General features: G+C 36.0%; 20 protein-coding genes. 8 read left to right on the top strand and 12 right to left on the bottom strand.

Annotated features, from left to right (window positions below):
- Positions 1 to 100: 100 nt before the first annotated feature.
- The 3 genes from M900_RS01240 (at position 101) to M900_RS01230 (ending at position 2575) form a co-directional block, all read left to right on the top strand.
- Positions 101 to 1027: a D-glycerate dehydrogenase gene (locus M900_RS01240; protein ID WP_021272958.1), complete on the top strand. Its 927-nt coding sequence runs from the start codon at positions 101 to 103 to the stop codon at positions 1025 to 1027.
- A 121-nt stretch (positions 1028 to 1148) separates the two neighbouring features.
- Positions 1149 to 1835 (top strand): response regulator transcription factor, encoded by a 687-nt coding sequence (locus M900_RS01235; RefSeq protein ID WP_021272961.1) that lies wholly within the window; start codon positions 1149 to 1151, stop codon positions 1833 to 1835.
- A 119-nt stretch (positions 1836 to 1954) separates the two neighbouring features.
- Positions 1955 to 2575 (top strand): response regulator, encoded by a 621-nt coding sequence (locus M900_RS01230; RefSeq protein ID WP_084703362.1) that lies wholly within the window; start codon positions 1955 to 1957, stop codon positions 2573 to 2575.
- Here the strand turns inward: M900_RS01230 and M900_RS01225 are convergent.
- From M900_RS01225 to M900_RS01205, 5 genes are all read right to left on the bottom strand, one after another.
- Positions 2540 to 3979, bottom strand: a complete 1440-nt coding sequence (locus M900_RS01225; protein WP_021273035.1) for a S8 family peptidase — start codon at positions 3977 to 3979, stop codon at positions 2540 to 2542. The two genes, M900_RS01230 and M900_RS01225, sit on opposite strands and share 36 nt — an antisense overlap.
- Before the next feature lie 178 nt (positions 3980 to 4157).
- Positions 4158 to 8324, bottom strand: coding sequence for a hypothetical protein (locus M900_RS17870; RefSeq protein WP_021273014.1), 4167 nt, complete (start codon positions 8322 to 8324; stop codon positions 4158 to 4160).
- Between the two features lie 154 nt (positions 8325 to 8478).
- A complete protein-coding gene (locus M900_RS01215) occupies positions 8479 to 9822 on the bottom strand; it encodes a KamA family radical SAM protein (protein ID WP_021273015.1) in 1344 nt (447 codons plus the stop codon).
- Positions 9823 to 9855: 33 nt separating this feature from the next.
- Positions 9856 to 11427: a YiiX/YebB-like N1pC/P60 family cysteine hydrolase gene (locus M900_RS01210; protein ID WP_021272970.1), complete on the bottom strand. Its 1572-nt coding sequence runs from the start codon at positions 11425 to 11427 to the stop codon at positions 9856 to 9858.
- Positions 11428 to 11439: 12 nt separating this feature from the next.
- Positions 11440 to 11787: a hypothetical protein gene (locus tag M900_RS01205; RefSeq protein ID WP_198295923.1), complete on the bottom strand. Its 348-nt coding sequence runs from the start codon at positions 11785 to 11787 to the stop codon at positions 11440 to 11442.
- 211 nt (positions 11788 to 11998) lie between these two features.
- Between M900_RS01205 and M900_RS01200 the strand changes: the two genes are divergently transcribed.
- Genes M900_RS01200 through M900_RS01180 form a run of 5 tightly spaced genes read left to right on the top strand, consistent with a single transcriptional unit; the run spans position 11999 to position 17358 of the window.
- On the top strand, positions 11999 to 13054 hold the full coding sequence (locus M900_RS01200) for a hypothetical protein (protein WP_021272948.1): 1056 nt from the start codon (positions 11999 to 12001) through the stop codon (positions 13052 to 13054).
- Positions 13055 to 13072: 18 nt separating this feature from the next.
- Positions 13073 to 13789 carry a 1-acyl-sn-glycerol-3-phosphate acyltransferase gene (locus M900_RS01195; RefSeq protein ID WP_021272992.1) on the top strand — a complete coding sequence of 239 codons (717 nt, stop codon included), beginning with the start codon at positions 13073 to 13075 and terminating at the stop codon, positions 13787 to 13789.
- A gap of 7 nt (positions 13790 to 13796) precedes the next feature.
- Positions 13797 to 15932 carry a penicillin acylase family protein gene (locus tag M900_RS01190; RefSeq protein WP_021272965.1) on the top strand — a complete coding sequence of 712 codons (2136 nt, stop codon included), beginning with the start codon at positions 13797 to 13799 and terminating at the stop codon, positions 15930 to 15932.
- Positions 15933 to 15977: 45 nt separating this feature from the next.
- Positions 15978 to 16640: a FecR domain-containing protein gene (locus tag M900_RS01185; RefSeq protein WP_021272947.1), complete on the top strand. Its 663-nt coding sequence runs from the start codon at positions 15978 to 15980 to the stop codon at positions 16638 to 16640.
- Positions 16609 to 17358 carry a hypothetical protein gene (locus M900_RS01180; protein WP_034730703.1) on the top strand — a complete coding sequence of 250 codons (750 nt, stop codon included), beginning with the start codon at positions 16609 to 16611 and terminating at the stop codon, positions 17356 to 17358. The genes M900_RS01185 and M900_RS01180 overlap by 32 nt, the downstream gene beginning before the upstream one ends.
- A 10-nt stretch (positions 17359 to 17368) precedes the next feature.
- Here M900_RS01180 and M900_RS01175 read toward each other — a convergent pair whose 3' ends face one another.
- From M900_RS01175 to M900_RS01145, 7 genes are all read right to left on the bottom strand, one after another.
- Positions 17369 to 17632: a hypothetical protein gene (locus tag M900_RS01175; RefSeq protein WP_021272955.1), complete on the bottom strand. Its 264-nt coding sequence runs from the start codon at positions 17630 to 17632 to the stop codon at positions 17369 to 17371.
- Between the two features lie 22 nt (positions 17633 to 17654).
- Positions 17655 to 18263 (bottom strand): hypothetical protein, encoded by a 609-nt coding sequence (locus M900_RS01170; RefSeq protein WP_198295921.1) that lies wholly within the window; start codon positions 18261 to 18263, stop codon positions 17655 to 17657.
- Between the two features lie 154 nt (positions 18264 to 18417).
- A complete protein-coding gene (locus M900_RS01165) occupies positions 18418 to 19131 on the bottom strand; it encodes a hypothetical protein (RefSeq protein ID WP_021272949.1) in 714 nt (237 codons plus the stop codon).
- A gap of 13 nt (positions 19132 to 19144) precedes the next feature.
- The gene (locus M900_RS01160; protein WP_021272978.1) at positions 19145 to 22117 is read right to left on the bottom strand and encodes a hypothetical protein; all 2973 of its coding nucleotides are present in this window, start codon (positions 22115 to 22117) and stop codon (positions 19145 to 19147) included.
- Between the two features lie 99 nt (positions 22118 to 22216).
- Positions 22217 to 23698 carry a YiiX/YebB-like N1pC/P60 family cysteine hydrolase gene (locus M900_RS01155; protein WP_021272952.1) on the bottom strand — a complete coding sequence of 494 codons (1482 nt, stop codon included), beginning with the start codon at positions 23696 to 23698 and terminating at the stop codon, positions 22217 to 22219.
- Between the two features lie 98 nt (positions 23699 to 23796).
- Positions 23797 to 24780 (bottom strand): hypothetical protein, encoded by a 984-nt coding sequence (locus tag M900_RS01150; RefSeq protein WP_021272982.1) that lies wholly within the window; start codon positions 24778 to 24780, stop codon positions 23797 to 23799.
- Positions 24781 to 24824: 44 nt separating this feature from the next.
- Positions 24825 to 25646 (bottom strand): class I SAM-dependent methyltransferase, encoded by an 822-nt coding sequence (locus M900_RS01145; protein ID WP_021272993.1) that lies wholly within the window; start codon positions 25644 to 25646, stop codon positions 24825 to 24827.
- Between the last annotated feature and the right edge of the window lie 10 nt (positions 25647 to 25656).

The following is a 25656-nucleotide window of genomic DNA, read 5'->3' as shown; positions in this document are numbered from 1 at the left end:
AAGGCCTCCTTGCCAAATGATAAATAAAAGAATTAGACTTATATGATTTCAATAAAACCAAAATTTAGCAACCTGATTTTTTTAACAAGGTCAAACATCTATGGCCCACATATTCTGTACTAAAACAATTATTGATGCTTCTTTCAAGCTATTACTTGACTCTGGACACTCACTAGAGGTCTGGGACGACAAGAGAGATGGACCAATTAGCTATGATATTCTAGTAAAAAAAGCATCGCAAGCGGATGCTCTCATCACAATGTTAAGTGACAAGATTGATAAGAATCTTCTCGACCAATGCCCTAAGCTTAAAGTGATTTCCCAGTATGCAGTTGGGATTAATAATATTGATTTAAAAGAATGTGAAAATAGAGCAATAAAAGTTTTTAACACTCCGGATGTGCTAACCGATGCCTCTGCCGAACTTGGATTCGCTCTACTACTAGCGTGTGCTCGTAAAATAATTCCAGCATATGAAAATGCCAAGCAAGGAAAATGGAGAGGCTGGGAGCCAATGGGTTTTCTAGGAAAATCACTTAAGGGACTTAAGCTTGGAATCATTGGCCCAGGAAAGATTGGTCAAGAGTTTGCTCGCCTATGTGCCAAAGGGCTTGAGATGGAAGTTTCATATTTTGGCCCAAGCGAGAAGCCAGAGTTTGCAGCAAAGCGAGTTGACCTTACGACACTTTTAAAAGACTCAGATATTATCTCGATTCACTGTCCTCTCACTGATGACACCCGTGAACTGATTGGAGAAAACGAGCTTCGCCAAATGAAAGCTGACGCTATTCTAATCAATACGGCGCGCGGTGAAGTTATTAATCAGGATGCCCTAGTAAAAGTGCTAAAGGAAGGCCATTTACACTCTGTGGGCCTTGATGTGACATCTCCAGAGCCTCTTTCGCCAGAACATGAGTTGTTTCAATTATCTAACGTGTTGATTATGCCTCATATCGCTTCGGCCACAGTAAAAGCGAGAATAGATATGGCCAATTTAGTGTGTGAAAACATAAACAATTTCATTTGATAGAATATTATTACTTATCATATAAGTTATTGATTTTACTCAATTAACAAAAAAAGAGCTAGCGCAATAGAAAAAATGATTTATAATTTTTATTGAATATTGTTAAAGAATGGAGAAAAGCATGAGCATGCGACAATCAGTATTACTAGTAGATGACTGCCAAGATATCAGACTATTAGTTTCCAAGGTACTAGACCCTCAGTACGAAGTTGTAAGTGTTGGAACAGCGGAAGAAGGACTTGCCAAGGCATGGGAACTTAAACCAAATCTCATTATCCTAGATATCATGCTTGATGATCAAAGTGGATACGAACTTTGTAGTCAGATTAAATCAATTGAAGAGTTAAAGAATACACCAATTATTTTTATAAGTTCTAAAACAGGTGCAAACTCTAGAATCACTGGTTACAAGCTAGGAGCCGTACACTATCTGGAAAAACCTTTTGAAACAGAAGAGCTTAGAGCGATTATCCAAACAGTTCTCTCAAATTTAAAAACTGAATCTGTGCTTGAAGTAGTTGAGTACGAAGATATTTCTTTAAATATTCCATCACAAGAAGTTCTTATTCGTGGAGATAAAATTCACTTCACTTCGAGTGAGTTTAAAATTATTCACCTACTTCTTAAAAACTCTCAAAGAGTTCTTTCAAGAGAATCAATTCTTAATCATATCGCGCCGGATAACCACAAGGTCAATGATCGTATGATTGATACTTACATTAGTTCGATTAGAAGAAAAATTAAACCTTCCAACTATGCGATTAAATCTGTATATGGAGAAGGTTATAAAATTATTCAACTAGCCTAATTCAAATGACAACGGGCCTGCGTTCATAAATACAAAGGCCCATTCAAAATTAGTAAACGGCAATATTTCTTAACAAAATTCCTATAATTCATTAACTCTCATTCTATTATAATTTAAGTATGAAAACTCTAATCGTGATAATAGATGATTCAGTTGATATGGGACTACTTCTTAAGAAGTACCTACTCTACCGTGATGATTCAAAAGTACTCTATTTCCAAGACCCTGAAGTTGGACTAGATTTTATTAACAATGATGTCGATACCAAACTAACAAATTGTTGGGTCGTTGTCGACATGATGATGCCACTAAAAAATGGCCTCGAAGTAATCAAAGAACTTAAGGATCTCAACAAAAATATAAATATCTGTGTCCTCACTAATAACAAAGACGAGAGAACTATTGAAAAAGCATTTAAAATTGGCATTTGTGACTATCTCTTTAAAGATAAGACCATTGATGAAATCATAAATAAGCTCAATCAGCATATTGATAACGGGCTACAAGACTCGCCCGAATACATTGAGATTTATGAGGTTAGTGAAGTTATAAATCAATACAAGATAAAATCAAAAACATCGAAAAAACTAATCATAGAAACTAAAGAGGAATTGCCAACGAGTGCTCTTATTAATCTTAAAGAACCGCAAGGAGAGCATCGCCTCTACCGCGTAGAGAAATGCGACCTCACTGATAATGGAGCACTAATTACTTGCAGTGATTTTAAAGAAGTTTCTTAATCGAGTTGAAAAATTTATTGTTACAAATAGTAGTGCTAGAAATAATATAGTTCTCTTTGTCTGCCCCTTATCTTCATCTTGCATGTCGATCGTGCCACAAAGTCCTCCACCGCCAGAGCTACCAGAGCGTGTTAAATACGATGAAGAAGACTGATATCCATTTACAACGACTGGATCATCATAAGTAAATGAAGTGTCTCTAACTTCTGATACCGCATCTTGAACTGCAGCGTAGACATCTACCGCCCCTTGTGTACAGTTATAGTTTCTACAATTAACATAAGAGGCATTTCTCACGATAATATCTTTTGCCTGTTCACCTGTAAGATTGCTATTGGCCGAGAAAACACTAGCGATGGCCGCAGAAATAAAACCAGCAGACATCGAAGTCCCACTCATTGTTCTAAAGCTCCCCGATGCTGAAGGATATGTAAAACCACCGTTAACAGTAGAATAGATAATATCACCAGGAGCAGAGATATCAACGATCTCTCCATAGTTAGAATAACTTGATTCATAGAGTGAAGAAGTAATAGCACCCACTCTAAATACCCCACGACAATTTGCAGGAGTATATTCCATTGAATCAACAGATGCTGACTCATTTCCAGCGGAAACAACAACGACAGCGCCTCTTGAATTGGCGTAATCAATGGCCTCTTGCATATACTGACTACAGCTACTCTTACCTCCAAGACTCAAATTGACAACTCTTGCTGGGTTTTGATTTACAGCAACCCCAGAAACACTTCCACCAACGGCCCACCTAATTGCATCTGCAATATCCGATGTTTGACCACCACAAGGGCCAAGAACACGAGCAGGGATAATTCGAACACTCGAACTTGCTCCAGCAATGCCATATCCATTACCACTTACTGCACCAATAATTCCTGCGATATGGGTTCCATGCCATGAAGATGAACTTGACTCTCCACATGTTCCATCTGCGTAATCGCCTGGATCAGAAGGATCAGCGTCGCGTCCCCCTCCATCTCGAGAGTTTGTAGTATCCGAAATAAAGTCAGCTCCTTGTAAAACTACGGAATTGAGATCAGAATGAGCAGTTATTCCAGTATCAACAACCGCAACATTAATTACAGTTGATTCATAGCTCTTAGCTCGCATAAAAGAGTAATTGAGATAATTTGAAAGTGCCCACTGTTGACTAAAGAGCGGGTCATTAGAAGTTGTTGCGTGTCTTTTTAAAATAACATCTTCTTCAATATACTCAATTTCATTTCCATCTGATGATGTCATCGCCATCATTTCACGAGGATCGATTTCTGTCTTTGCAACAGTTCCGTCTTTATACTTAACAATAAATTTTGCATATACGGGAGAAATAGATAAAGAGAGAATAAAGAGGCATCCTAAGATCGACTTCTGGCTCACTACTAACATCGGTCATCCTTGACTTGGGTTTCACAACTTCCTGTTGTGATACTTTGATTAAAGCATTATCCATGCCAAAAATATAGGAGGACAAAAGCTACAGAACAATGTGATTTCAAGGATTTTAGAAAAAGTGGTGCCATCTTTTTTTCCAAGATGACACTTTTTTTATGGCAGAATGACCAAGTTATTCACTCTTCTTTTTTACAGTAAGAAAACGTGGAAAAGCAGAACGCTCATAACGGCGTGATAATTTATCAAATATTGAAATCCCTTCACGTTCATTTTCTTTAAGTATTCCACTCTCTGAAGGTTCATCCATTTTAGATATATTAATACCTTTAGCAGTGAGGTATCTCTTAACTTCTTCGGCCGTTAATTTTTCACCGTTCGCTCCAAGAAAAATTCCTTCAATATTTCCACCTTCAAGATCTGAGAAATCTAAAAGCTGATCCTCTAGCTTTTTATCTGTGCTATCGCCAATTAAACTATTGCCACCTTTAGCTCGAGACTTCAGACCATCACCACCTTCAAGTTTAATTGCACTACTGTCTTCTGCACCTTTATTTGGCCCTTTATTCACTTCGCTCTTGTCACCATTTCCACGTCTTAAAGAAGCGAGAGATGTTCCAGATGTCGAATTAATTTGAGAGTCTGAGAGTCCGAGACCTTGCTTAAGTGATGAGTTTAAATTTTCACTGATTTTATTAGCATCATCTTCTCGCTCTTTTTTAATTTTTAAAAGTTTCTCATATTCAGAACTCTTACCTTTCTTAGAAAGGTAATCTTTCATCCCATTAATTCTCTTTTCCCGAGCTGCTTGCCCCGAAATACTGTTCTTAAGGGCATTTGAAAATGATTGTACTTTTTGATCACTACTATTGAGACCTGTGGCAACAAGTTTTCTAAAGCCATCAGTATTAATATCGAGACGCTCAGAAGAGATGTTACTATGCATCGCAAATGTACCTAAGTGGCCAACGATACCTGCACTTGGGTTTTGCTCAATCTCTGTCACTTCACTACCAATGAGGTCCTGTGACATTCTTGTTGAGTTTTCGATATTGCGATCTGTGTTTACATAGACATTATGCATTTTAAGCGCATACATCGACGTATTAAATAAATCACTATACATTGCCATATTAAGATTGAATGCTTTCTCTGTTAGTCTCTCGTAGTATGGAATCAGACCTTGTGTCATATAGCGGATCAGCCTTGCTTTCTTTGGATACCAAAAGTGATACTTAAACACAAAGTCAGCAAACTGATCTGCCTCCGCATCTGAGTACTCGAAGAACTGTGACTTTATATACTCTTTCGCTTTTGCTTTGATTTGATCAATATGTTGATTTTCAAGAGTCCTTACTGTTTTATTCTTTAAGAAGTTGTCATTCTTAACAAGGGTTGAACCATGCGGAATAAATGGATCAATAATAAAGCTAGAACCTCCACCTTGATCAGTCACATAAACACTCTTGAGGCAAAGACCAACTGGAACCTTATCATTACACACACTATTATTTTCGATGTGATTTCTTATACACTTATAGTAATACTTCTTTCCGATTGGAATTCTTGCAACTTTCCATGTCTTTGATTTGTACTTTCTCTTCTCACAAATTACCGATGGACGAAGATTAAGAGATTGGAGAGAATCTTTAATTGCATTTTGCAGGGAGACATTTTGACCATCATATTTAAAATTGATCGTACCAACCGTACCAGAAGTATAGTAACCTGCACCTCCAGCAGTGTCGCTTCCTGTAATTAATTGGATAAGGAAAGCAAAAACAAGTTGCGCCCAAGTATACTTTTTAACTTTATCAAATCTCTCCGTACGAGTTTTCTGATAACTCCAGTTATAAGTTGAAATAAACTGAGTCGTGATAGACAAAGTCTGCGAAATAGAGAAGACGTTGTTACTTGCTGCATCGGCAAGCGCCTCAACCTTCATCATGGCCATATCACGTAGGAACTCAGTAAACAGGAGTCCTTCACCAAGACCGGCCTTATTCTCACCTCTTTCTGCCTCAAAAGTAACCTTACCATTAACAATAAATTTATCGGCCTTACTTATTTTCTCTTTTGTTTGCTTTAACTTATCTAGTTCATTTATTGCAAAATCATTGGCAATTAAAGAACCTGCGTTCTCGCCTTGAGGATCATTGTATTTAACATCAACCTTTCCCGTCGTTTCATCTTTTGTTGCAGAGTTAACATGGTCTTTGGAAAACTCTTCTTCCTTGTCGTTTAGTACCTTGCCGATATATTCTTTACTTTGAGCATCAACACAATTTCCATTGTTATCAACTGCACGACAAGAGGTATCCTCCATCATTACAAATTTATTGTATTTACCACGTCCACGACATTCTCGAATGTAATTAGCTTCAACATCTTTTTCAAGCCAAGCATCACCTTTAATAGGTCCCATAGTATCAACACAGCGACACATCATCTCAATACTTTTTTGTTTTAGCTTTCCATACATTTTGTATAAGAAAAGTTTAAACTTCACACTCTCAAATCTCGTAATTTTGAATAGATTGTATGTTTCAGGAGCAGGTGGTTCAAAAAGAGTAAAAAGACTATCGGCCTGATCTCCTTTTCCACTCATATAGTAATCAAGAATTACTGATTTCTCTTTCGCCCCTACAAATGAGTTTTTAAAGAGATAACCAAAAATTTTCTTTTCTGTTACGGTTAATGTTCTGTAGTATTTTGCAATTTCATCTTTTACAAGGCTTGCATACTCTGAATTGAATTTATCTTCTTTTATTCTATCGGCATCAAAATTTTGAATATCTTCTTCTTGCGCCTGAGTTTGGTAGTTCCAGTTATTAACGTCAAAATAATCTTCAACACCACCACCACTTGTAATAAAATCCATCCCCAAGAGTGTAATAACGACATTGAAATAATCATTACTTTGATTTGCAAGATAATCACCAAAAAGATTTACACGACATGAATTCATGTCGGACACTGTGATTTTTGAAAGCAATGGCGCATTAACATCATAGTCTTTATACAAGCTCGCATCTGATTGAACACGCCCAGGGGAATAGAATTCTACATTCTTCCCTTCTTCTGCGAGCTGAACCTTCAGCTGCATCAATTGACTATCAATATCTGAGACCATTCCTGAATATTCAGACTGAACACTACTTAGGCACTCTTGTCCACTTTGCAAAGATGATGCACCATTGGCAACGCCTACAATTGCATTCTTAGCACAATTCCTAGCATCATTATTCATCTTATTGAGGAGGCTTGCATAGCCACTATCACCAGTTGCCCCCAATTCAGTAACTTTCTTTTTAAGTTTGGCAGCTTCTTCTTTTACAGATGCCTGTTGTTTAATAATATTATTCAAACCAGATACTGTACTTTGAATACTCGCGGATACTTTTGAATAACAATTAACAGTTGTCTCGCTTCTAACATAAGTAAGGCATGATTTTAAATCACCTGTATATTTAGCAACGAGCTTAGATGATGTGGCCGAATCTGACGCCTGTATTGCTTTAGCTTTCAATTCCGCTAACAGTTTCTCATATTCGGCCATATCTTCAGCAGAGGATGCAGCGTAAGAATTGCTCACAAATAAATTTAAAAAGCTTTTAATTGGGTAAAAAAATGTGATTGGAATAATCGGTACACAAATACCATTTTCATTAGGATATAGGCCATCACAACATTCTACTCCTGAAGATACCTTACTTCCTTTATCAAGGCATGTCGTACATTGATAATTAGCTTCACACTTCTTCGTATCTTTATTACAACTACCAGAACAGCACTCTCCTGAGTTCGTACAACTGTCCCCGTAAGTCGTGCACAGGTTTATATCTGAGTAGCGAAGAAGCATACGACATGAACCATCTTCACATTGATTTAGTGTTGGGTCACAATGTCCTGCTTTAACTTTTGGTACACATTTAAAACTTCCATCCTGAGTTTCACGACAGAAGTTTCCATCACAACATTGGTCATTTCCTTCAGCGCAAGCATTCAGAGATTTACGACATTGTTTCCCTTCGAGAAAAATTGCTCTATTTAAAGTAGTTGCCTTTGCTCTTGCATTAAGAGAATTAAAACTACCGGCTTTTTTTATTTGCTCAGTAACCTCATTTGAAAGTGTTTTAGAACTTAGTTCGAGCTCTTCAAGGTATGAAAGAACTGTTTCAAGCGAGTCACCTTTATTAAATTTATCTTCTACTTCTTTTTTTACTTCAACGATAACCTTTTGCATTTCAATTTTTGCTTGCGAAGCACTTAGCTCATCCTGCGCAAGAAGTTGAGCATTAAAAATACATATTGAAAGTAAAATTTTTATTAGTAGTCTCATAGCAACCAACTTTTTTAAAAGATAATGTTATTTTATCTTTTATCGGTTAATTACCCAAGAACACTTAGTTTAAAGTGCTGATTTTACAGTATTTCAGGGTTATTTAAACGGAAAATGACTGCCACACGATGATGGCAGTCAAGATATTGAATTCTTATAGATTAGCTTTTTTGATGGCCTCATCAATCATGATCTTACGGTCATTCTCGCTAAGCCAACGCTTTTGCGCCTCAGGAGAGAGTTTATGAATCGGATCAAAGTATGTAAATACTTTGCCAGGTTTCACATATGGTGCAGTCCAGACAGAGATACCATTTTCTTTATCATAATATTCATATGAAGAAACGTTTCTCTTTCCTCCTCCACCAGGAAGATCACACACGAAAGTAGGTGTGTTGAATCCAGCAGTCGTACCGCGAACCGCTTTCTCTAGACGTATACCATCACTTAAAGTCGTTCTAAAGTGCTCACAACCAGGAACCATATCGTGCATATAAACATAGTAAGGTTGAATATTAATCAGACCTAGTTTACGTGTTAAAAGAACCATGTCGTCAACATGATTATTTACACCTTCTTGTAGAACGGCCTGATTTCTAACGATAATTCCTTCAGAGAAAAGTCGATCCATCGCCATTTGCGACCACTTTGTAATTTCAAGATGACTTGAAAAGTGTGTATGAATAACAACTTGTTTTCCAAATGCTCGACCAAGTTTGTGGACTTCACTAATTGCTCCAACCCATTCATCATCAGTTAGAATCTTTTGAGGGAAAATAGCAATACCTTTAGTCGCGTATCTAATTCTTTGAATATGTGGAATCTTTAGAAGGTTCTCACCTATATAGCGGATCTGTTTTGCATTAAGCATATAACTATCACCACCAGAGATAACGACGTCTTCAATTTTAGGATGCTGTCTAATATATTCAAAAACATCATCCCAATATTTTTGATTAGCACCGTAAGTTTCTTTTTCTACGGACTCAGTTGAACCACCGATAATTCTCGATCTTGTACAGTATGAACAATAAACTGGACAAATAGTGAGAGGCAGAAATAAAACCTTGTCAGGATAACGATGTGTAAGCATTGGAACAGGAGAATCCTCATCTTCGGAAAGTGAGTCTGCCATATGCATTGGATGATCAGGAATAAACTGTGAGCCTACAGGAAGAAATTGTTTTCTTAGAGGGCAGTTTAATGGATCATTCCAATCAATAAGCGAGAAGACATATGGAGTGATACGAATGTTCATGGGAGTAATATGTTGACCTGCAACCATGTCATCATAGAACTCTTTCGACATTCTATCCCCAAGTAGTTTTTTTACTTGATCGATTTTTCTAATTGAATTTTTAAGTTGCCACATGTGATCTGAAAATTCACCGCGTGTAACAGAAGCAAAACCAGGAATACTCTTCCAAAAGTCATCATTTCTAAAATTTCTATGTTCGAGATCCTTAATCTTTAAGTGATCTATTTCATCTTTACTCATATCAAAACTCCCTTATGTATTTTATTTTCTCATTTATTTTGAAAAATACAAGTGGAAGTCTGGTTTCACTAATTTGATTCTCTTGAATCTGCGCTCTTTACCATGATTATTTCGTAAATTTTCACGACGATCTTTTCTGTACTTTTCATATACTTTTAAATCCTGAGCTTTATACTCTTCTAAGATTGTAAAAAGTTCTTTAAATGAAAGTGGTTGTTTCGATTTTGCTTGTTCTTCTTCAAGTTTCTTGTATAAGGTTTCTCCAACTTTGTCTAAAACAACAAAGAGATTCATTTGCTTAACACCCATATTTGTAGGAAACTTTTCTTCAAGCTCCACACCAGACAGAGCTTTTACAACGGCTCTTGACCATCCAGTTTTTCTCATAAGCCAAGCAAAAGAATTTCCGACACTAGAAATAAATGACGATTTAAACTCATACTTATCTCTTTCCATCCATTCAAAAATCTTTGTCAAAATAGCATCCTTAAAACGCGTATCTTTTAATTTCTGCGGATTTCTCCATTCTGCTATGATATCAAAACGTGAATCAAATTGAATTTCACCTGGCCCGAAAGTATTGAATGTTTTGATATTTTTATCATTAACTTTGATACCAATACCATTTAAAAAATTTATGAGTCCTGGAGAGAATGTTGTCTTGTGTTCGGGTACATCATACGGAACACCATAGATTTTCTTCCCCGCGTTTAGGTATCCATGGTAAATAACTTCGGAGCAGAAAATCTCATCATCTGAGTGATAGTCCATTGTAAAATCATATGGAATATTCTTTTTCTTCTTGGCCTTGTAATCTTTGATGTGATTGTACATATACTTCCCTGCTTCATGAGCAAGGACTTCATCTTTATTTCTAAAAACTACGGTACGAGCATTCTTTTCATCAATGTGTATTTCAAAAGGAGCTACAACGTTTCCGATTTCAATATGGGCCTCTGAAGTATGCAGCTTATTTTTTTCATCTTTATAGACTAGTGTTAAATGTGAAAATTGAGTATCGTCATCACCAATTCGTGCAATTGCCGCAGATGAGTAAGCGTTCCCACGCGAAAGAATAACGTCTCCAGACTTTAAGTCTTCATGAGAATTGAAATTAAACTCAGGGTTTGATTGAAAGAATATACCATGTCCTTCAAGAGTAACAAACTCCTTCGGCATTGCTTCTTTATTTCTTGTATAAGAATATTCAACAAAGTAATCTTCCAAATATCGAAGCGCTCTTACTATATTCTTAACACTTGTTAAACAGCGTTTCGTTGTTTCATCACTAACTTTAAGGGCCTTCATCTTCTCTTTGATTTCCAGACGCAATTCAAATGAAGATTGCACAAAAGACTCAAACTGTGCATCAGTGAAGTTTTCCATTGCAATTTGCTTTGAATCGATATCATATAATTTTAAGTATAACTCATCGAGTTTTTGGTGACAGACTACTGGTGAATCAGTTCCCTCTTTTACAGCATCTTCAATTTCAGTAAATACTTTTACAAATTTAGAGTCACTAATTGATGCAGGATAACGATTGGTAAACGACGAACATGAATATACTGATGTCAGTAAAGTTAGGATGAATAACTTCTTCATTATAACCTCTTATTAGCAGCTTTTTTTAGTAATAGAGTAAAATTCTTGACGATTCATACGCTCAACGCGTTTGACTTCCATTATTATTTTATTCTTGTAAAGCTTCATTTTACTTTGATCATAAATAGCTGTGATCAGCTCCTCTAAAAGTGCAATGGATTCAATCATCATCTTGATTGTCTTTTTATGACCAAGGGCGCTATTCGATTGTGATGCCATATAAGTTACCTCTTTCATCGCAAGACAATAACTAGCAATATCTGTGTAACCAAGGGTTGCAGCTGTTCCATAGATACGATCTATCGCGTTACCATACTTAGCAAAGTAAGAAGGATCGATCTGTTCTATTTTTGGTTTCATCATATTAGCGATATAACCGGCTAACTCACGTTTAATGACTGTGACTTCAGAGCAAAAATCGTCAATCAATTCTTTATCTACAACCATAAATAACACTTCCTTAGGAAAAGTTTAGTAAAACAGTAAACTTATCGTAAGAAAGTAAAAAAAAGATTAACACTTGGTGAATTTTCATTAAAATATACTTATAAATCAATAATTTAGGAATTATATGAACTTTTCATTTAAAGCGATTTCTCTAGCTTTTTTATCAGCTACGCCCCTGTTCGCGGCCTCACTTCCAACTCCAAAGTTTGATACGTCTATCTACACCCTAAACGTTGAGTCAACTCAAGTAAGTTCACTTAAGGGTGGAATGAGATTAGGTGTATATGCAAAAGGTGAAATAGATGAAACCTCTTCTTACTACGGCAAGATGAATATTTTTTTCGAAGAAGGATCACATAGTTCATTAAACAATGACAGTTATAGCAAGGCTTCGACATTTGGAATAGAAGAGGCTTACTATCAATACAGGCCGATCTTCTGGCTTCGAGTTCGAGCAGGTATAACAAGACTCGATAATACTTATTCTCCACTCTTTATTTATTCACCTTCACTTGGACTTCAAGAAGTTGTTAAAGTAATCGACTTTGAAAATTTTGAGCTACAGTTTAACGGTAACCAAAAAGTAATCAGTAGTAATTCTACTGTCTATAGAACAGGAAGATTAACAGAGAAGTCAGCTAATTACTACCTAAGTGGAATAGAGCTTAATTACAACAATAAGTCACTTCTCTTTCACCTTAAGTACGACTACTACGTCATCAGAGACCTTAACTCTGCAATTGCAAACAAGGCGCGTTATATCGGCAACACAGTGAATGGTAATGAAGAGGCCTCGAAATTTAACTTTAAATATGAGGGTCATAATCTCAGCGCGGCAGTAGGATTTAAACAAGTCTTTTCAGGACTCACTTTCTACGGTCAGTACATGGAAAACTCTAATACTAATGACTCTGCTCTCTTAGCAGGGACTAAGTTAAAAATTAAAGAAGTTCATGAACTAAAATTTGAAAACTTCGATGTTGATGGTGACGTCATTGTTTCAACACTCGTTTCTCCATACTATGGAGCGACGAATAGACAAGGTCAACACTACGCCTATACAAAATATTTTGGGGCCGACAAGTTCGAACTAAATTACGTTTCTGCCAAGCCTAAGAAGGCCTCACTCTACCAAGATGATATCTATATTCTCATGGCAAGCTTCACACATAAGTTTTAATTAAAAGAAGAGGAATAAATGATTTTAAAATATATAAGACTCGCAATTACCGCCTTACTCATTGCAATCTTTGCGACTCTATGGGCGATTATTTGTATCTTCAGGCCTGCACACCCAGGAAACACCTTTGTTATCGCAAGAATTTTTGGTTACATCGGTAAATTCATTCTTGGCCTCAAAGTAGAAATTGAAGGAAAAGAGCGCCTTGAAAATACTAAGGGTTCAGTTATTATTTCTAATCACCAATCAAACTATGACATGTTCTATGTTGGAGTAATCTGTCCACGTAAGACAGTCTCTGTTGGTAAGAAGAGTCTTCTCTATATTCCATTCTTTGGCCTAATGTACTGGCTTTCAGGGAATATCCTTATTGACAGAGGCAATCGCAAAAAAGCATGGAACGTCATGGACAAGGTTGTCGAAACAATAAAGAAATACAATTGCAATATCTGGATCATGCCAGAAGGAACAAGATCAAAGGGTCGTGGTGTATTACCTTTTAAAAAAGGAGCCTTTGTCACCGCGATCAAAGGTAAGTTTGAAATACTCCCAATTGCTGTCTCTAGTTTTGACAAGTGGGTAGATCTAACTCGTTGGAACTCAGGGACGGTAAAACTAAGTGTCTTAGAACCAATCAATTCTGATGGCCATACGCTGGATAGCCTAAACGAGCTAAAGGATAAAGCGCACCAATTAATTTCTGATGAAGTACTAAGACTTGATCAATCATACTGAGAAATATATGAATCAAAAAACAAATAAAACAGAAGTTCTAAATGGTGTCACACGTGTTCTTGAGTTTGACACAAACGACCTTGGAGAGGTCTTTTACTGGCAGGGCCATTACCACGCTACTGATCGCTTTATTCAAATGGAACTTCTTCGCATCATTGCCAGTGGGCGTATCTGTGAACTTTTGAATGATGATGAAGATGGACTGGCCATCGATAAATTCATGCGAACATTAGGATTAGATCATTACTCCAAACTTGAAGTTCAAACTCTAGACCAAGATACAAGTAATTACTTACAATCTTATTGTGATGGAGTTAACTCCGTTATTTCCAAAAAAATTCCACTCGTACTCAAAGCTCTTGGTATTTCATATCGCCCTTGGGAGATAAAAGACTGTATCATGACGGTCAAGGCAATGAGCTATTTAGGATTGGCCCAAGGCCAACAAGATCTCGAAAAGTTCTTTATAGAGCTTCTTCAAAAAGGCGTACCTAAAGAAAAAGTCGAATCCCTTATGAATGGACAAGAAAAGATTTCATCAGAACTTGTGGCCATATTAAAAAAGACTAAGATTTATCAAAATATAATTCCGTCTGCGAAAGACCTCCTAAGATTGATTCCAAAAGTACAAGCATCAAATAATTGGGTGGTCAGTACAGAAGGTACAACTCTACACTCATGTGACCCTCACCTTGAATGCAACAGACTTCCAAGTGTATGGTATGAAATGCAATTAAAACTCAAAGACAGTTATCTCTTTGGCATTTCAATGCCAGGAATACCAGGGATAGTAATGGGAAGAAGTCAGGATTTAGCTTTCTCATTTACATATGGTTTTATGGACACTATTGACTACTTTATCGAAGAGATTAGAAGTGAGTCCTATAGAAACGAAGAAGAATTTATCGAGTTATTCAAAAGAAAAGAAATTATTAAAAGAAAAAAGCATCATGATGAAAAAATTAGAGTTCTTGAAACGAGAAATGGTGTCATTGAATATGATCCGTCTTCAGAAGTAATAAGTGACGGACTCCATTTATCAATGGCCTGGACATGTCAAAAAGACGGTGCCTCAAAAACGTTCAAGGCCCTAACAGATATATTCACGACAAACCATATTGACCAGTTAGCAGACTCTCTCGCTGAAGTTTGTATTAGTTGTAATTGGCTATTGAGTGACACTAAAGGAAACATTATTTATCAACAATCAGGTCTCGCTCCAAATCGTAAAGACCGTGGTCTCCTCCCCCTACTCGGATTTAGAAAAGAAAATCAATGGCAAGGATTTATACCAGGAAACCAACTAAGACGTGACAAGAACCCAGAAGAAGGATTTCTTGTTACGGCCAACAACAACCTCAACGACGAAAACTTCGCCTGTGTAATAAACGCTCCTATGGCAGATTATCGCATAGACTACATTAACAGAGAGCTTTCTAAGAAAACCTGGACAGAAGATTTCATGAAGAAACTCCAGGCATCAACCTACTCGATTCAGGCAGAGCACTTTTTGAAAAGATACAATAAAGAGTTCTCTAGCTCACACCTAAAAGACTTTGACTGTGATTATAATATCAATTCAGAAGCGGCCACAGACTTTGAAGTTTTTTATAAAAAGCTACTTGAAAACTTTATTAGTGATCACTTATTGAACCTTAAAGAGTGCCACTATACGCTAAGTGAAACTTGTATTGTTACTGATTTCTATGGTCTATTTGATAGGCTTTTTCTTTCAGAAATCTGCGAACCTGAGTACAATTTATGGTTTAATTCAAAATCAGCTGCACAGTATGTAATCGATGCTTTAAAAGTTAAAAAAGATTCACAGATTTGGGGAGAGGCCAACAAAATTGATATGAATTTTATCCTATTCGATGGAAAGTTACCTGCGTTTATCAGTCGAGATATACGTAATGTGCCAGTAAAGGGCAACCGTGCAACTGTTTCACAGGGTGCTGTCTACCGAACAAAAGGTCGGGCTTCTTCGTTTCTCCCTAGCTGGAAGATGGTGACAACGATGAATGAAAATTATGCATTCACTGTTCTTCCAGGCGGCTTGAATGACAATATTTTTTCTAAATTTTATAAATCTGATCTTCAAAACTGGCTCGATGGATCGTATCGAAAAACAGAATTTGTCTAAACATCAAAACAGAATTAGACTCAATATAAAAAACAGGAGAATCTTATGATTCGTTTAATAATTGCTCTTCTATTAAGCTCAACTCTACTGGCTGCAGATGGCGTGGTTCTCTTTGTCAAAGGTGAAGCTACCGCTATTCATAAAAACAAGGAAACCGTCCTTAAAAAAGGAAGCGAAGTTAAATCTGCAACTACGCTAACAACAAAGGAAAATTCTCTTGTCGTTATAAAATTTGAAGATGGAACAACAATTAAATTAAATTCGAACTCGGTCATCTCAATTGAGAGTTTACTGGACAACTTATCTCCAACAACAATAAGTCTTAAAAAAGGAAGTTCATTTTTTAACCTTGTTAAACGTAAAATAATTGATCACCCGACAAAACTTAAGGTCACAACGAGAACAGCTTCACTTGCTGTACGGGGAACGACATTCTTTGTCGCTGTAAATGAAATAGACGGCAATACAGATACCTGGATGTGTGTAAGAGAAGGTGTCGTTGATTCGACAAGCCTTTCAACCAGACAAACAAAAACTGTTAACGCAGGGGAAGGACTTAAAATTTCTTCTAATGCAGCACTCACGGCCCCAAGATTTCTACCATGGACTAAAGGCCTCAATTGGAAATTTGAGGGAGAAGAAGGTCTAGAGAATAAATTAGATATAAAGGACGCGTATGAAGATATTCTTACTAATGATTATGAGTAACCTCGCGATAGGAGCACACTTCCCAGAGGGAAATGAGAAACAAGATGGAAACCCATATTTTATTACAAGACTTTTTAAGACTATTGATGAAACACACTCAATAGTAACAACTGTTGATTTACGAAAAGAAGATAAAAGAAATGAAGGTAATGCCAACATTTCACTTCGAAGAAATGTTAGTAGATTTGTTCAATATGGTTTTGAGGCCGATCTCAATTACGGACATCGCCATGATAACGACTGGCAACAGAATACATCAACTGGAAACTGGTCATGGAAGAAGAGCAGTGAAAACATCGATTTTGGATCTTCACTATTTTTAAAGCTTAGAAGAGATATCTCAATTAAAGAAAAGCTTTTCACTGGGAGTGTTAACCTTAAAACACATAACAACTGGACAAAAACTTTACTCACTCTCAAGCCAGAGCTTATTTTAACTTATCATCACTTCGACGCTGGCGCTCACAAGTACAATATCTATTTTAAAAATAGTTACTACATACCTTTAAATTACAGTAGTAAGGATATTTACATATCATGGTATTATCTAGGCTGGATGTTCAATTATAGCAAGCAAGTGAAACCATTTGCATTTATTGCTTACAAAGATCAAACGTGGACAAAGTCGAAAGATTTTAAGCGCGCCCACCCCGATGAAAACTATGAACTTTCAAGTAAGTTCAGCTATCTAGGAGTTGGGTTTAATTACTATTTTTAAACTGCTCCAGTTAAATGGGGACAGCATCTCTCAAATAAATCGAGTTATAGTAATTTATAAAAATATCGACATGCTTCTGAAGCATGTCGACTCTCTTTGTCGTACACCAAGTTCTTCTTGCTAGTCTGTTAATATTTGCCCTAAACATGGCGCACGTATGATTCAATGTAAAAAGTGGATCGAATCTGAGCTTCTTTAGTTCACCTTGTCCAGCGATACAACCTCGTCCCCCTTTGTATCTCTTATATTCAGCTTCAGAAAAATACCTACTCACAAACTTTGGATATGCTTGGTGTTCATCTGATTGAATTATTGCATCTTGATTGACAACGTTTTTTGATTTTTTCAAATACTTTCTCTAATCCTCTTTCATGATCATTTTTTCGATATCCATATTTCTTTCGTGATTTATCAGCGAGTAGTCCAAATGCAGGAATGCTTGAAACCTTTGCTGCAAGTATATAGCGACGTTTCTTGTCGACTGCTATAGTAATCGAAAGCGGCTTCATTTTAGTATGCTCACTAGTGACCAAATCATCAAATTGCATCACTTGTACTTTAGATTTTTCTAACTTCTTAAGAAACTTCTTTTGGTTCTTTTTTGCCTTTTTAGAGAAGTAATCCATGCGACTTTGTACAGTTTTGTAGTTTACCTTGTATTTTCTCGCACATGATCTCATGGAGTTGTTCGTAGCCAGATCGAGAAATAGTCTTCGATTAATGCGTCTTTTCTTTTGATATTTTTCAAGAGCGAAAGTTGCACGAGAAAACTTTCCTCCGCAAGTTTTGCAGACAAAACGTTGGATTTTTCTCGAATCACTTCTCCGAAAAAAGAATCCATCTTTGGAAATAAGTTTGTTTTTAGTAGTTGAATGGCAGTCTAAATTTGGGCAGCGGTATATCATGACATGATTGATGCAAATCATGCCAAGATTCATGTTAGATAAGTTCCCGATATTTATGGCGGTATTTTGGGTTCAGTTCAAAAAATGACTTCTATAATAAATAAATGATCCCCATTTCTCTATAGCAGTTTATAGTATTTTAAAACTGCTCCCGTTAATCACAAGTAAGATTAGATTCAATCTCCATTAATCTAATCTTATCATTTTCAATTCTTTCTTCAAGAACACTTAGTTCCGGAAGAGCAGCACTTACTTCGGCCATCGTATTTAACTTTTCTTTCGTATCTTTTAATAGCGAATAAAGTTGAATCTCTTTATAACCAAAATACGCTGGTGAGATAACGGCAAGAGCGAGAGAAAGATTTTTAATCTTCGATGCCTTCTTTTTGTTTTCTGGATCATCAATAATTAATTTCTGAGCATGTTTCATAAATCCTGTTTTATAACCATGAGCGAGAAGTTTATTAACAACTCTTGAGCCCACAAAAGAAAATGCTAGGGAACCACCAATCATGCCAAGATTTACACCCATCTCACCATGAATTTCATTCTTGTTTTCATTAAGTAAATCCATTAATAGAAGAATATCGATTTCTTTAGCTGAAAAAATTGATTCAACTTCGGCCATTGATAAAATCTTATCTCCGCCTTTTTCTTGGTCTTTCCTTGAAATATCGGACCACTCGGCCCATTTAGAGGCTTCTTTAATTTTGTCACTAAGAAAGATTGCTTCCTCAAGCGTATCGCGGTCAGAGATACTCTTTTCAATCTTATCCTTTAATATCTTAACCGTTGTACACGAGCTTGCATGAGTAGCAGCTTGCGCAACAAAGAAAACTACTAGAAGTAAAATCGTAATTCTTTTCATATTCAACCCTTTTTTAGTCTCTAATTAATCCAGGAAAGCTACTGTCCTTATTCATCTCAAACTCAAGCTTAACTTCATCTGCTTGTTTGTATTCAAGAAGCTTTTCACCTAATTCAAATCCTTCCATTTGCGCAATAACTGTTTTAGCGTCCTGCCCTTCAAACTTTTCCCATAGCTTACTGAAGTTCTTCTCACCACGAATAACTTTTAAATAAGCATGCTCACCAACTTGAATTCCATCCGTAAGTACACCATGCTTATTAGCGTCAACTTCACCAATAAAATACCATTTTTCATCTACAAAACGACGACGTGACTCTTTTTCGCAAACAAGTGTTGAGAGTTCTTGGTTATGTACAACATTAATGAGCACACACCTCTTAACATAGGCCGGAAACTTTGCGCCAATTGAATTATAAGTCAAATTCACTCTGTTTAGGGAAGTAGCATGTCTATTCAACATCATTTGAATTTTTGCATTATCTTCATTTGTATAAACTTCGTGCGACTTACTTAACCCTGCCGAGAAAAAGAAAACGCTTGGCGGACCATCATAGAACATACTTGCAGAAAGACTCTCAGAAAGCCCAGAATGCTCCCCACGAGAATGTGCAGCTCTAAATCCTTTCGCCGCCATAAAAGCATGGCCTCTTGTAATAGTTCCATTATTTTCTTCTGCTTTGCTGTCAAACTCCGCCTTAGTTAGTCCAAGATCGCTGTACTCACCTACTTTTACAATATCTTCAATATGTTCAGCAGAAGAGATAGTCACAAAACGAGAAAGGTTTTTCTCACACTCTCCTCTTTTGAAGTAATCACTGATATCTGGTAAGGCGTATAGACATAGTTTTTCTGTAATTCTATTTGCTCTAGGTACTTTTTGTTCCTCAACCTGCATTAAAATTCTGAGATTTGAATAATTAATCCCGGCCTTTTTATTTCTAGGGGAGCTTAAAAAATCTTCAATAGTTTGAAAACTTCCAATATTGATTTTGCTATTAGCTAAGTGCTCTTTAAAAAGCTCAAGAGATGATTTAGACGTCCTCGCTTGTAACCCTCTTGAAAAAATGTTTTTTTCAGTAATATAGCTTTCACCAAGGATGTTTTCGGCCTCATCAAAATTGATAAAGTTTGAATAGGTCTTAGAAGATTCATTACTCGAAGTTCCAAAGAAATCAATTAAGAACGTTTGTTTCTCAAGTCCATTTAGGTTCTCAGTTGGAATAACTTCAACCTTTAAGTATGACTTTACTGCAAGATAAAGGGCATCTGAAACTTCAATTGGTAGATTAAATTTTGTGAAAAATGTTCCAGACTCTTCAATAGTATTCTCAAGAGTTGTTGCAGTTATGACTTTGAATCCAGATAAATCAATTTCTTTTGAGTCTTTAGTACTAGCTTCCTTACCAACAAGTAATTGGAGGTTAATTTTTAGCTTACCAAAGTTTAATGCCTTTGGGGAAGCAATATGCCCTTGACCATTTTCAAGTAAAACACGTGGATTGAATTTTATATAATAGCGTTTTTCAAAAAATAGCTGAGCAAAACGATTCACATAAAACTCGTTCTCATCGTTACTTAATTGTCCATATTTGATTTCATCGATAACTAGTGAGTTAGTTCCAGAGATTTCTGTAGTATCCGTCACTTGATTTCTTCTAAGATCTCTCACGACAGAATTCGACAGCCAAGGATTAATAGACATAGGAATTGAAACAGTTTCATTATTAACAGTAAAATTCAGGTTATAATCAATCCACTTAGAACCCTTAAACATTTCATAGTTTCTAACTACTGAAAAAGTAAAACATCCTTTCTCATCAGTAGAAGGAGAACCAACAACAATACGTAGATCTTTTTTATCTGCAGAGATCTTGAATTCTTTATTTACATAATTGTAATAATCACTTCCAGAGTTTCTATCATAGAAACAAGAAGACATCTCTACTTTCTTTGCTCTCTGATCACTCAACACTGTTGCATTTTCATCGACAACTGACTTTACAGAAAGCTCTCTCACATCAACATTCTTTGTAAGGTCGACTCCCTCTGTAGGAATTGAAATATATTCTGAAAGTTCATCGATTTTAACCAGTGGCTCACGTGATTTAAAGGTAATGTCACGAGATGAGATTGAATAGAACTGATCTTCAAATTTTTCATCTTTTGACTTTACAGTATATTGGATTTCAAAATGATCAATATCTGAAATACTTTTTGGTAACATTTTAAAGCTAACAACATCTTCAAGCTTTCCCGATTTCAAGAGTACATCCGAACTTACGGTGTCTACAAGAACTGCTTCACCATTTACAAAAGCTAGTAAGTGATATTTCGTATTGAAAACAGCATCACTTTTGATAGGAATGAACTTAGTAGTACCATCAAGAAGACTTTGACGATAAACAGGGCTATGAGCTAAACGAAATTTTAAACCTTTTGTTGTTTGGATATTTTCAACAATTGTATCAACAATCTCAATTCCTACATCTTCACATGAACTAGAATCAACAGCGATATTACTGTAACGCTTATCAATAAGAGACTTAGTACTTTGAGCATATGGATTTAGACTTAACTCAATAATTTTCTTGCCAAAATATAGATCAAGTCCTTCGATTTCTAAGTTATAGTCATAAATTTTTTCACACATTGAACTATCAAGACGAATAGCTGTAATAATGTTAAGACATCCACTATAGTCTGTTTTTAAAGATTGTTTTTCACCAGAAATGACCACTGAGAATTGTTGATCTTGAATAGGTCGTCCAACAGATGGGTCCTTAAGACATGCTTTAAAATTATAGATAGCACGGTTTTTTAATTCTTTAACAGACGATTCCTCACCATCATTAACAAGCATTACCGATGCATCAGAGATATTATCAACAATAAAGTTCGCCATCGAATCTGTAGAAGATTCTTCCTTTTGGCAGCTCAAGAAAAGACTCGAAAAAATGAATAGAACAATAAAACTTCTTATCATATAACCTCGTTAGTAGGTTATATTCTGCAAAATCTATTCCAATGACATTTGTGTTATTTCAATTAATTATCATGAATATTAGTGTCTATTATTTAGACACTAATCTTTTAAATCAACAGTTTTTAAAAGCTCTGCCTCACTACCACGTCGGGCCTTACCGAACTCTCCCTTCTCACCCTTTACATAAATAACAAGGTCTAACTCCTGATTGGACTTACCTTTTCTCTTAAAATAAGTCTCAACAATGTCAAATGCATACATTACAGGATGATTCATTACAAAGTTCATCTCCCAAGAGATTCCTTGTTTAAAAATACGAGGATCGCTCTGATAAGAATAGCTGATTAACTCTGTACAAACTAATCTATCATTGGTTTGTCCATTAAAATTGTAGTCATATGGCGCACCAAGCTTACTAAATGCAGCTTCTATAGCACGCGCCTTATCCAAAGTAGACAAGCGAGGTCTAAACAAAGCTAAATTATCCCAACCCATACTTTTTTTCTGATTAAAAAGAATTACTCCAGGCTTCAAGGACTCGATAGTCATAATTGGATCTTTTAGATACTCTCCATCTATAAACTTTTTCATGGCATCAGGGAATTTTAATTCAAGGTAAGATATATAATCATTACACTGAAGATCTTCAGAAATACACCTTTGGAAATAGAAGACGCGTGTTTTAATATCGTTATCGAAGTAGTTTTGAAACTTTGAAAACCTTCCAAGATACATCAAAGAGTGAGTCCAATTCCCCTTAAAAACAATATTTGATAATTTATTATAACGTTGGATAACACCGATATCGCCAGGTAATAATTCTTCATCAATTTGATTCAAAGTATTTGAAGAAATTTTATGCTCTCCAGGAAGAGCAATAAAGCTTGCGGCCTTTAGAAGAAAAACCTTGAGATGATATAAAATTGAATAACTTCCAACTTTGTAGTTTATATCTTTTGAGATCTCTCTAATTGATGACAAACTTTCAATGAGCTCAGAAAGCGATTGGGCAACAAGCTCTGCTTCAAAAGATTTAAGCTTATGAGTCTTTATCAACTTATCAACATCATTATACATATCAATTATTCGAAGATTATTTTTAAAGCGACTATCGTGATTTCTACTAGGATTTCTTACTTGGGAACCTTGTCTTAACACAGCTTTTACTAGTTTTTTAAATCTCTTGCTATCTTCACCTACAACTGCCACAAGAGCATTCCCACCACTCATTGACGTTTCAATAAAACGTGATAACCACTTAAAGTAAATAATTTTATTAAGAACGAAGCTTTTATTCTTTTTTGAATAAATATTACGATCGCGCCCGAGATCTTCATGATCAGGAACGGCCTGGTCAAGTTCTGTAATAAACCTCGACGTTATCTTTAAGATTTCATCTCGTTGATAGTCTTCGAAGTAGAATTTCTCAGAACTATTAGCTAGGTTTATAAAGTGATATATTGATTTATAATACGATACATAAGCATTATTAAGTTTATAGTCGAGTTCATGTACTCCACTCGCTAAGCTGATAAGTGAAACGAAAATAGCAATAAAGAATTTTATCTTTTTTGATAACATGTAAAAGACCCACATTATTTGAAGTTAATGTGAGTATTATATAAATTTTATCTAAGAATTCTCTTTTTGGAGTAATCTTTACAGGTGTGTATAGATTTTTAACAGTCTTCACTTACCGAATATACGTCTTTACAAACATTTTTATACTCTAAATATACATCTTCACCCTGCCCATCCCAGTCAAGTCGGTACTCGTCCAGGCAGCGATAGATACTTTTACAACTAGGCGACGACATCTCTTTTAAGTCTGTGATTGCCTCATCAACACTTTCATTCATACTAACTAAGAGATCCTCATTCTTATTAACTTCAACAACTTCGACGGCCGTCACATAAGAATAATATCCAGCAATCATCACTGCATAATATCTTCTAAAAACATCATAACCTTTCTTTACTGTAAGGAGGTCTCGATCTTCTTGCGATAGCTCAAGGAACATCTTTTCAAGTTCATCAAGATTTTTTGCCTTTAATAGTTCTTTCTCATTCCCTAATAAAAAATGTGGTATTTTCAAAGGCGGCATTCCAAAGGCAAGTGGAAGATAGGAAACAAGTTCGAGAGAGTTGCTTACAAATTTAGAATTGGCAAACCTCGCCCAAGTCGAAGAAGAATTACTATTAAGCTTTACTAAGGCCTCATCTGCCATCTTCTCTATGATCAGCTTTTTAAGTGCAAACTCCTTACTTTTAGGAATATATTTGATTTTTATCGAACTTAAAATCAACTCTTCAAATATTCCATCGAATAGAAAGCTATAAAACTTATCTGGCCTTGAAGAATTAATAAAAAACTGAGTAAGCTTCTTTGATTTGACTCTTGTCAAAAGAAACTCAGCAAGGGAGATATTAGAACTCTCAACTTTCTTATCAATATAAGCAACATAATGTTCAATACTGTCAAACTCAAGAACTTCATTACTAACGTTTATTTTTGCATAATAATCTTCATACTTAGTAATGCTAAAATCATTTCTTGAAAAGAAAGATTTAATACCTTGAGTACAAGAGTTCTTATAGACCTTTTCCTCTGAAGCAGGCATTCGATTCGAAAGTTCCAGGCCATCAGAAATTTTAATGGCCATCAGATTGAATAATAATGTACAAAAAATTATGACGCTTTTTCGCACTAAAAGGCCTTTGCTTTTGCCTGAATGAATGAGTAATAGAAGACCGCGTTGGGGTCATTTCTCACTGTCTTAAGTTCTTCAGTAGCTTTTTTGACAGTCTCTTCGTCGACATACTTATCCTTAACAAGTTGGTCGCTTGCGGAAAGTAGCAAGTCTGTCCAAAACTCAATGAACTCTTTTCTCTTTCCTGGCCTTCTGTTATCAAGATGCCATGTCTTTGTCGTCACCTTGATATCGCGGTAACCTTGTTGCATCAGAATATTGCCAAGCTTTGCACCGATGAAAGGATCTCCTTTCATATCATATTGATAATCATTAAAGGCCATCCAATATTTCCACACATTTGGTGAGTATGGTTCAAGAAAGAAACTTGAATTTAAAACCTCGGTTATATAAATAACAGAACCAGGTCTAAGAACTCTTCGAACTTCACTTAGAACCTTCCCAGGATCTGGGACGTGCTCAAGAATCCAACAAAGAAAAGCACCATCAAAAGATGCTGTTTCAAACTCCATATCTGTAGCATTCATATGGTGAAGTGTATAACGATCCTTGGCGTAGGCGCACTTGGCAAGAGATTGCTCTGCGGCCTCGAGTTGGTTTGTTGAAAGATCAATACAATCAATATTAATTTTAGGAAAACGTCTTAGAAGAATTTCCGTTTGGGCACCTACTCCAGAGCCAACCTCAATTAATTTTTTTACTTGTGATAAGTTAATGTCTTTATAAACCGTATGTTCTGTAAACTCGGCCTGCTTTCTAAGCCTATTTTGTTCAGTGGTATCAAAACCGTGTAAATATGGAAATTCAGTTTTAGACATAGGTATCTCC

The sequence above is a fragment of the Bacteriovorax sp. Seq25_V genome (assembly GCF_000447795.1).
Lineage (GTDB): Bacteria > Bdellovibrionota > Bacteriovoracia > Bacteriovoracales > Bacteriovoracaceae > Halobacteriovorax_A.
Note: the sequence above shows the minus strand (reverse complement) of the source record. Positions and strands in the feature narration are given on the sequence as shown.

Bases quoted from the DNA above. Each gene is read 5' to 3' on its own strand.
- M900_RS01240 (WP_021272958.1), top strand. From the start codon at position 101: ATGGCCCACATATTCTGTACTAAAACAATTATTGATGCTTCTTTCAAG.
- M900_RS01235 (WP_021272961.1), top strand. From the start codon at position 1,149: ATGAGCATGCGACAATCAGTATTACTAGTAGATGACTGCCAAGATATC.
- M900_RS01230 (WP_084703362.1), top strand. From the start codon at position 1,955: ATGAAAACTCTAATCGTGATAATAGATGATTCAGTTGATATGGGACTA.
- M900_RS01225 (WP_021273035.1), bottom strand. From the start codon at position 3,979: ATGTTAGTAGTGAGCCAGAAGTCGATCTTAGGATGCCTCTTTATTCTC.
- M900_RS17870 (WP_021273014.1), bottom strand. From the start codon at position 8,324: ATGAGACTACTAATAAAAATTTTACTTTCAATATGTATTTTTAATGCT.
- M900_RS01215 (WP_021273015.1), bottom strand. From the start codon at position 9,822: ATGAGTAAAGATGAAATAGATCACTTAAAGATTAAGGATCTCGAACAT.
- M900_RS01210 (WP_021272970.1), bottom strand. From the start codon at position 11,427: ATGAAGAAGTTATTCATCCTAACTTTACTGACATCAGTATATTCATGT.
- M900_RS01205 (WP_198295923.1), bottom strand. From the start codon at position 11,787: ATGAAACCAAAAATAGAACAGATCGATCCTTCTTACTTTGCTAAGTAT.
- M900_RS01200 (WP_021272948.1), top strand. From the start codon at position 11,999: ATGAACTTTTCATTTAAAGCGATTTCTCTAGCTTTTTTATCAGCTACG.
- M900_RS01195 (WP_021272992.1), top strand. From the start codon at position 13,073: ATGATTTTAAAATATATAAGACTCGCAATTACCGCCTTACTCATTGCA.
- M900_RS01190 (WP_021272965.1), top strand. From the start codon at position 13,797: ATGAATCAAAAAACAAATAAAACAGAAGTTCTAAATGGTGTCACACGT.
- M900_RS01185 (WP_021272947.1), top strand. From the start codon at position 15,978: ATGATTCGTTTAATAATTGCTCTTCTATTAAGCTCAACTCTACTGGCT.
- M900_RS01180 (WP_034730703.1), top strand. From the start codon at position 16,609: ATGAAGATATTCTTACTAATGATTATGAGTAACCTCGCGATAGGAGCA.
- M900_RS01170 (WP_198295921.1), bottom strand. From the start codon at position 18,263: ATGATATACCGCTGCCCAAATTTAGACTGCCATTCAACTACTAAAAAC.
- M900_RS01165 (WP_021272949.1), bottom strand. From the start codon at position 19,131: ATGAAAAGAATTACGATTTTACTTCTAGTAGTTTTCTTTGTTGCGCAA.
- M900_RS01160 (WP_021272978.1), bottom strand. From the start codon at position 22,117: ATGATAAGAAGTTTTATTGTTCTATTCATTTTTTCGAGTCTTTTCTTG.
- M900_RS01155 (WP_021272952.1), bottom strand. From the start codon at position 23,698: ATGTTATCAAAAAAGATAAAATTCTTTATTGCTATTTTCGTTTCACTT.
- M900_RS01150 (WP_021272982.1), bottom strand. From the start codon at position 24,780: ATGGCCATTAAAATTTCTGATGGCCTGGAACTTTCGAATCGAATGCCT.
- M900_RS01145 (WP_021272993.1), bottom strand. From the start codon at position 25,646: ATGTCTAAAACTGAATTTCCATATTTACACGGTTTTGATACCACTGAA.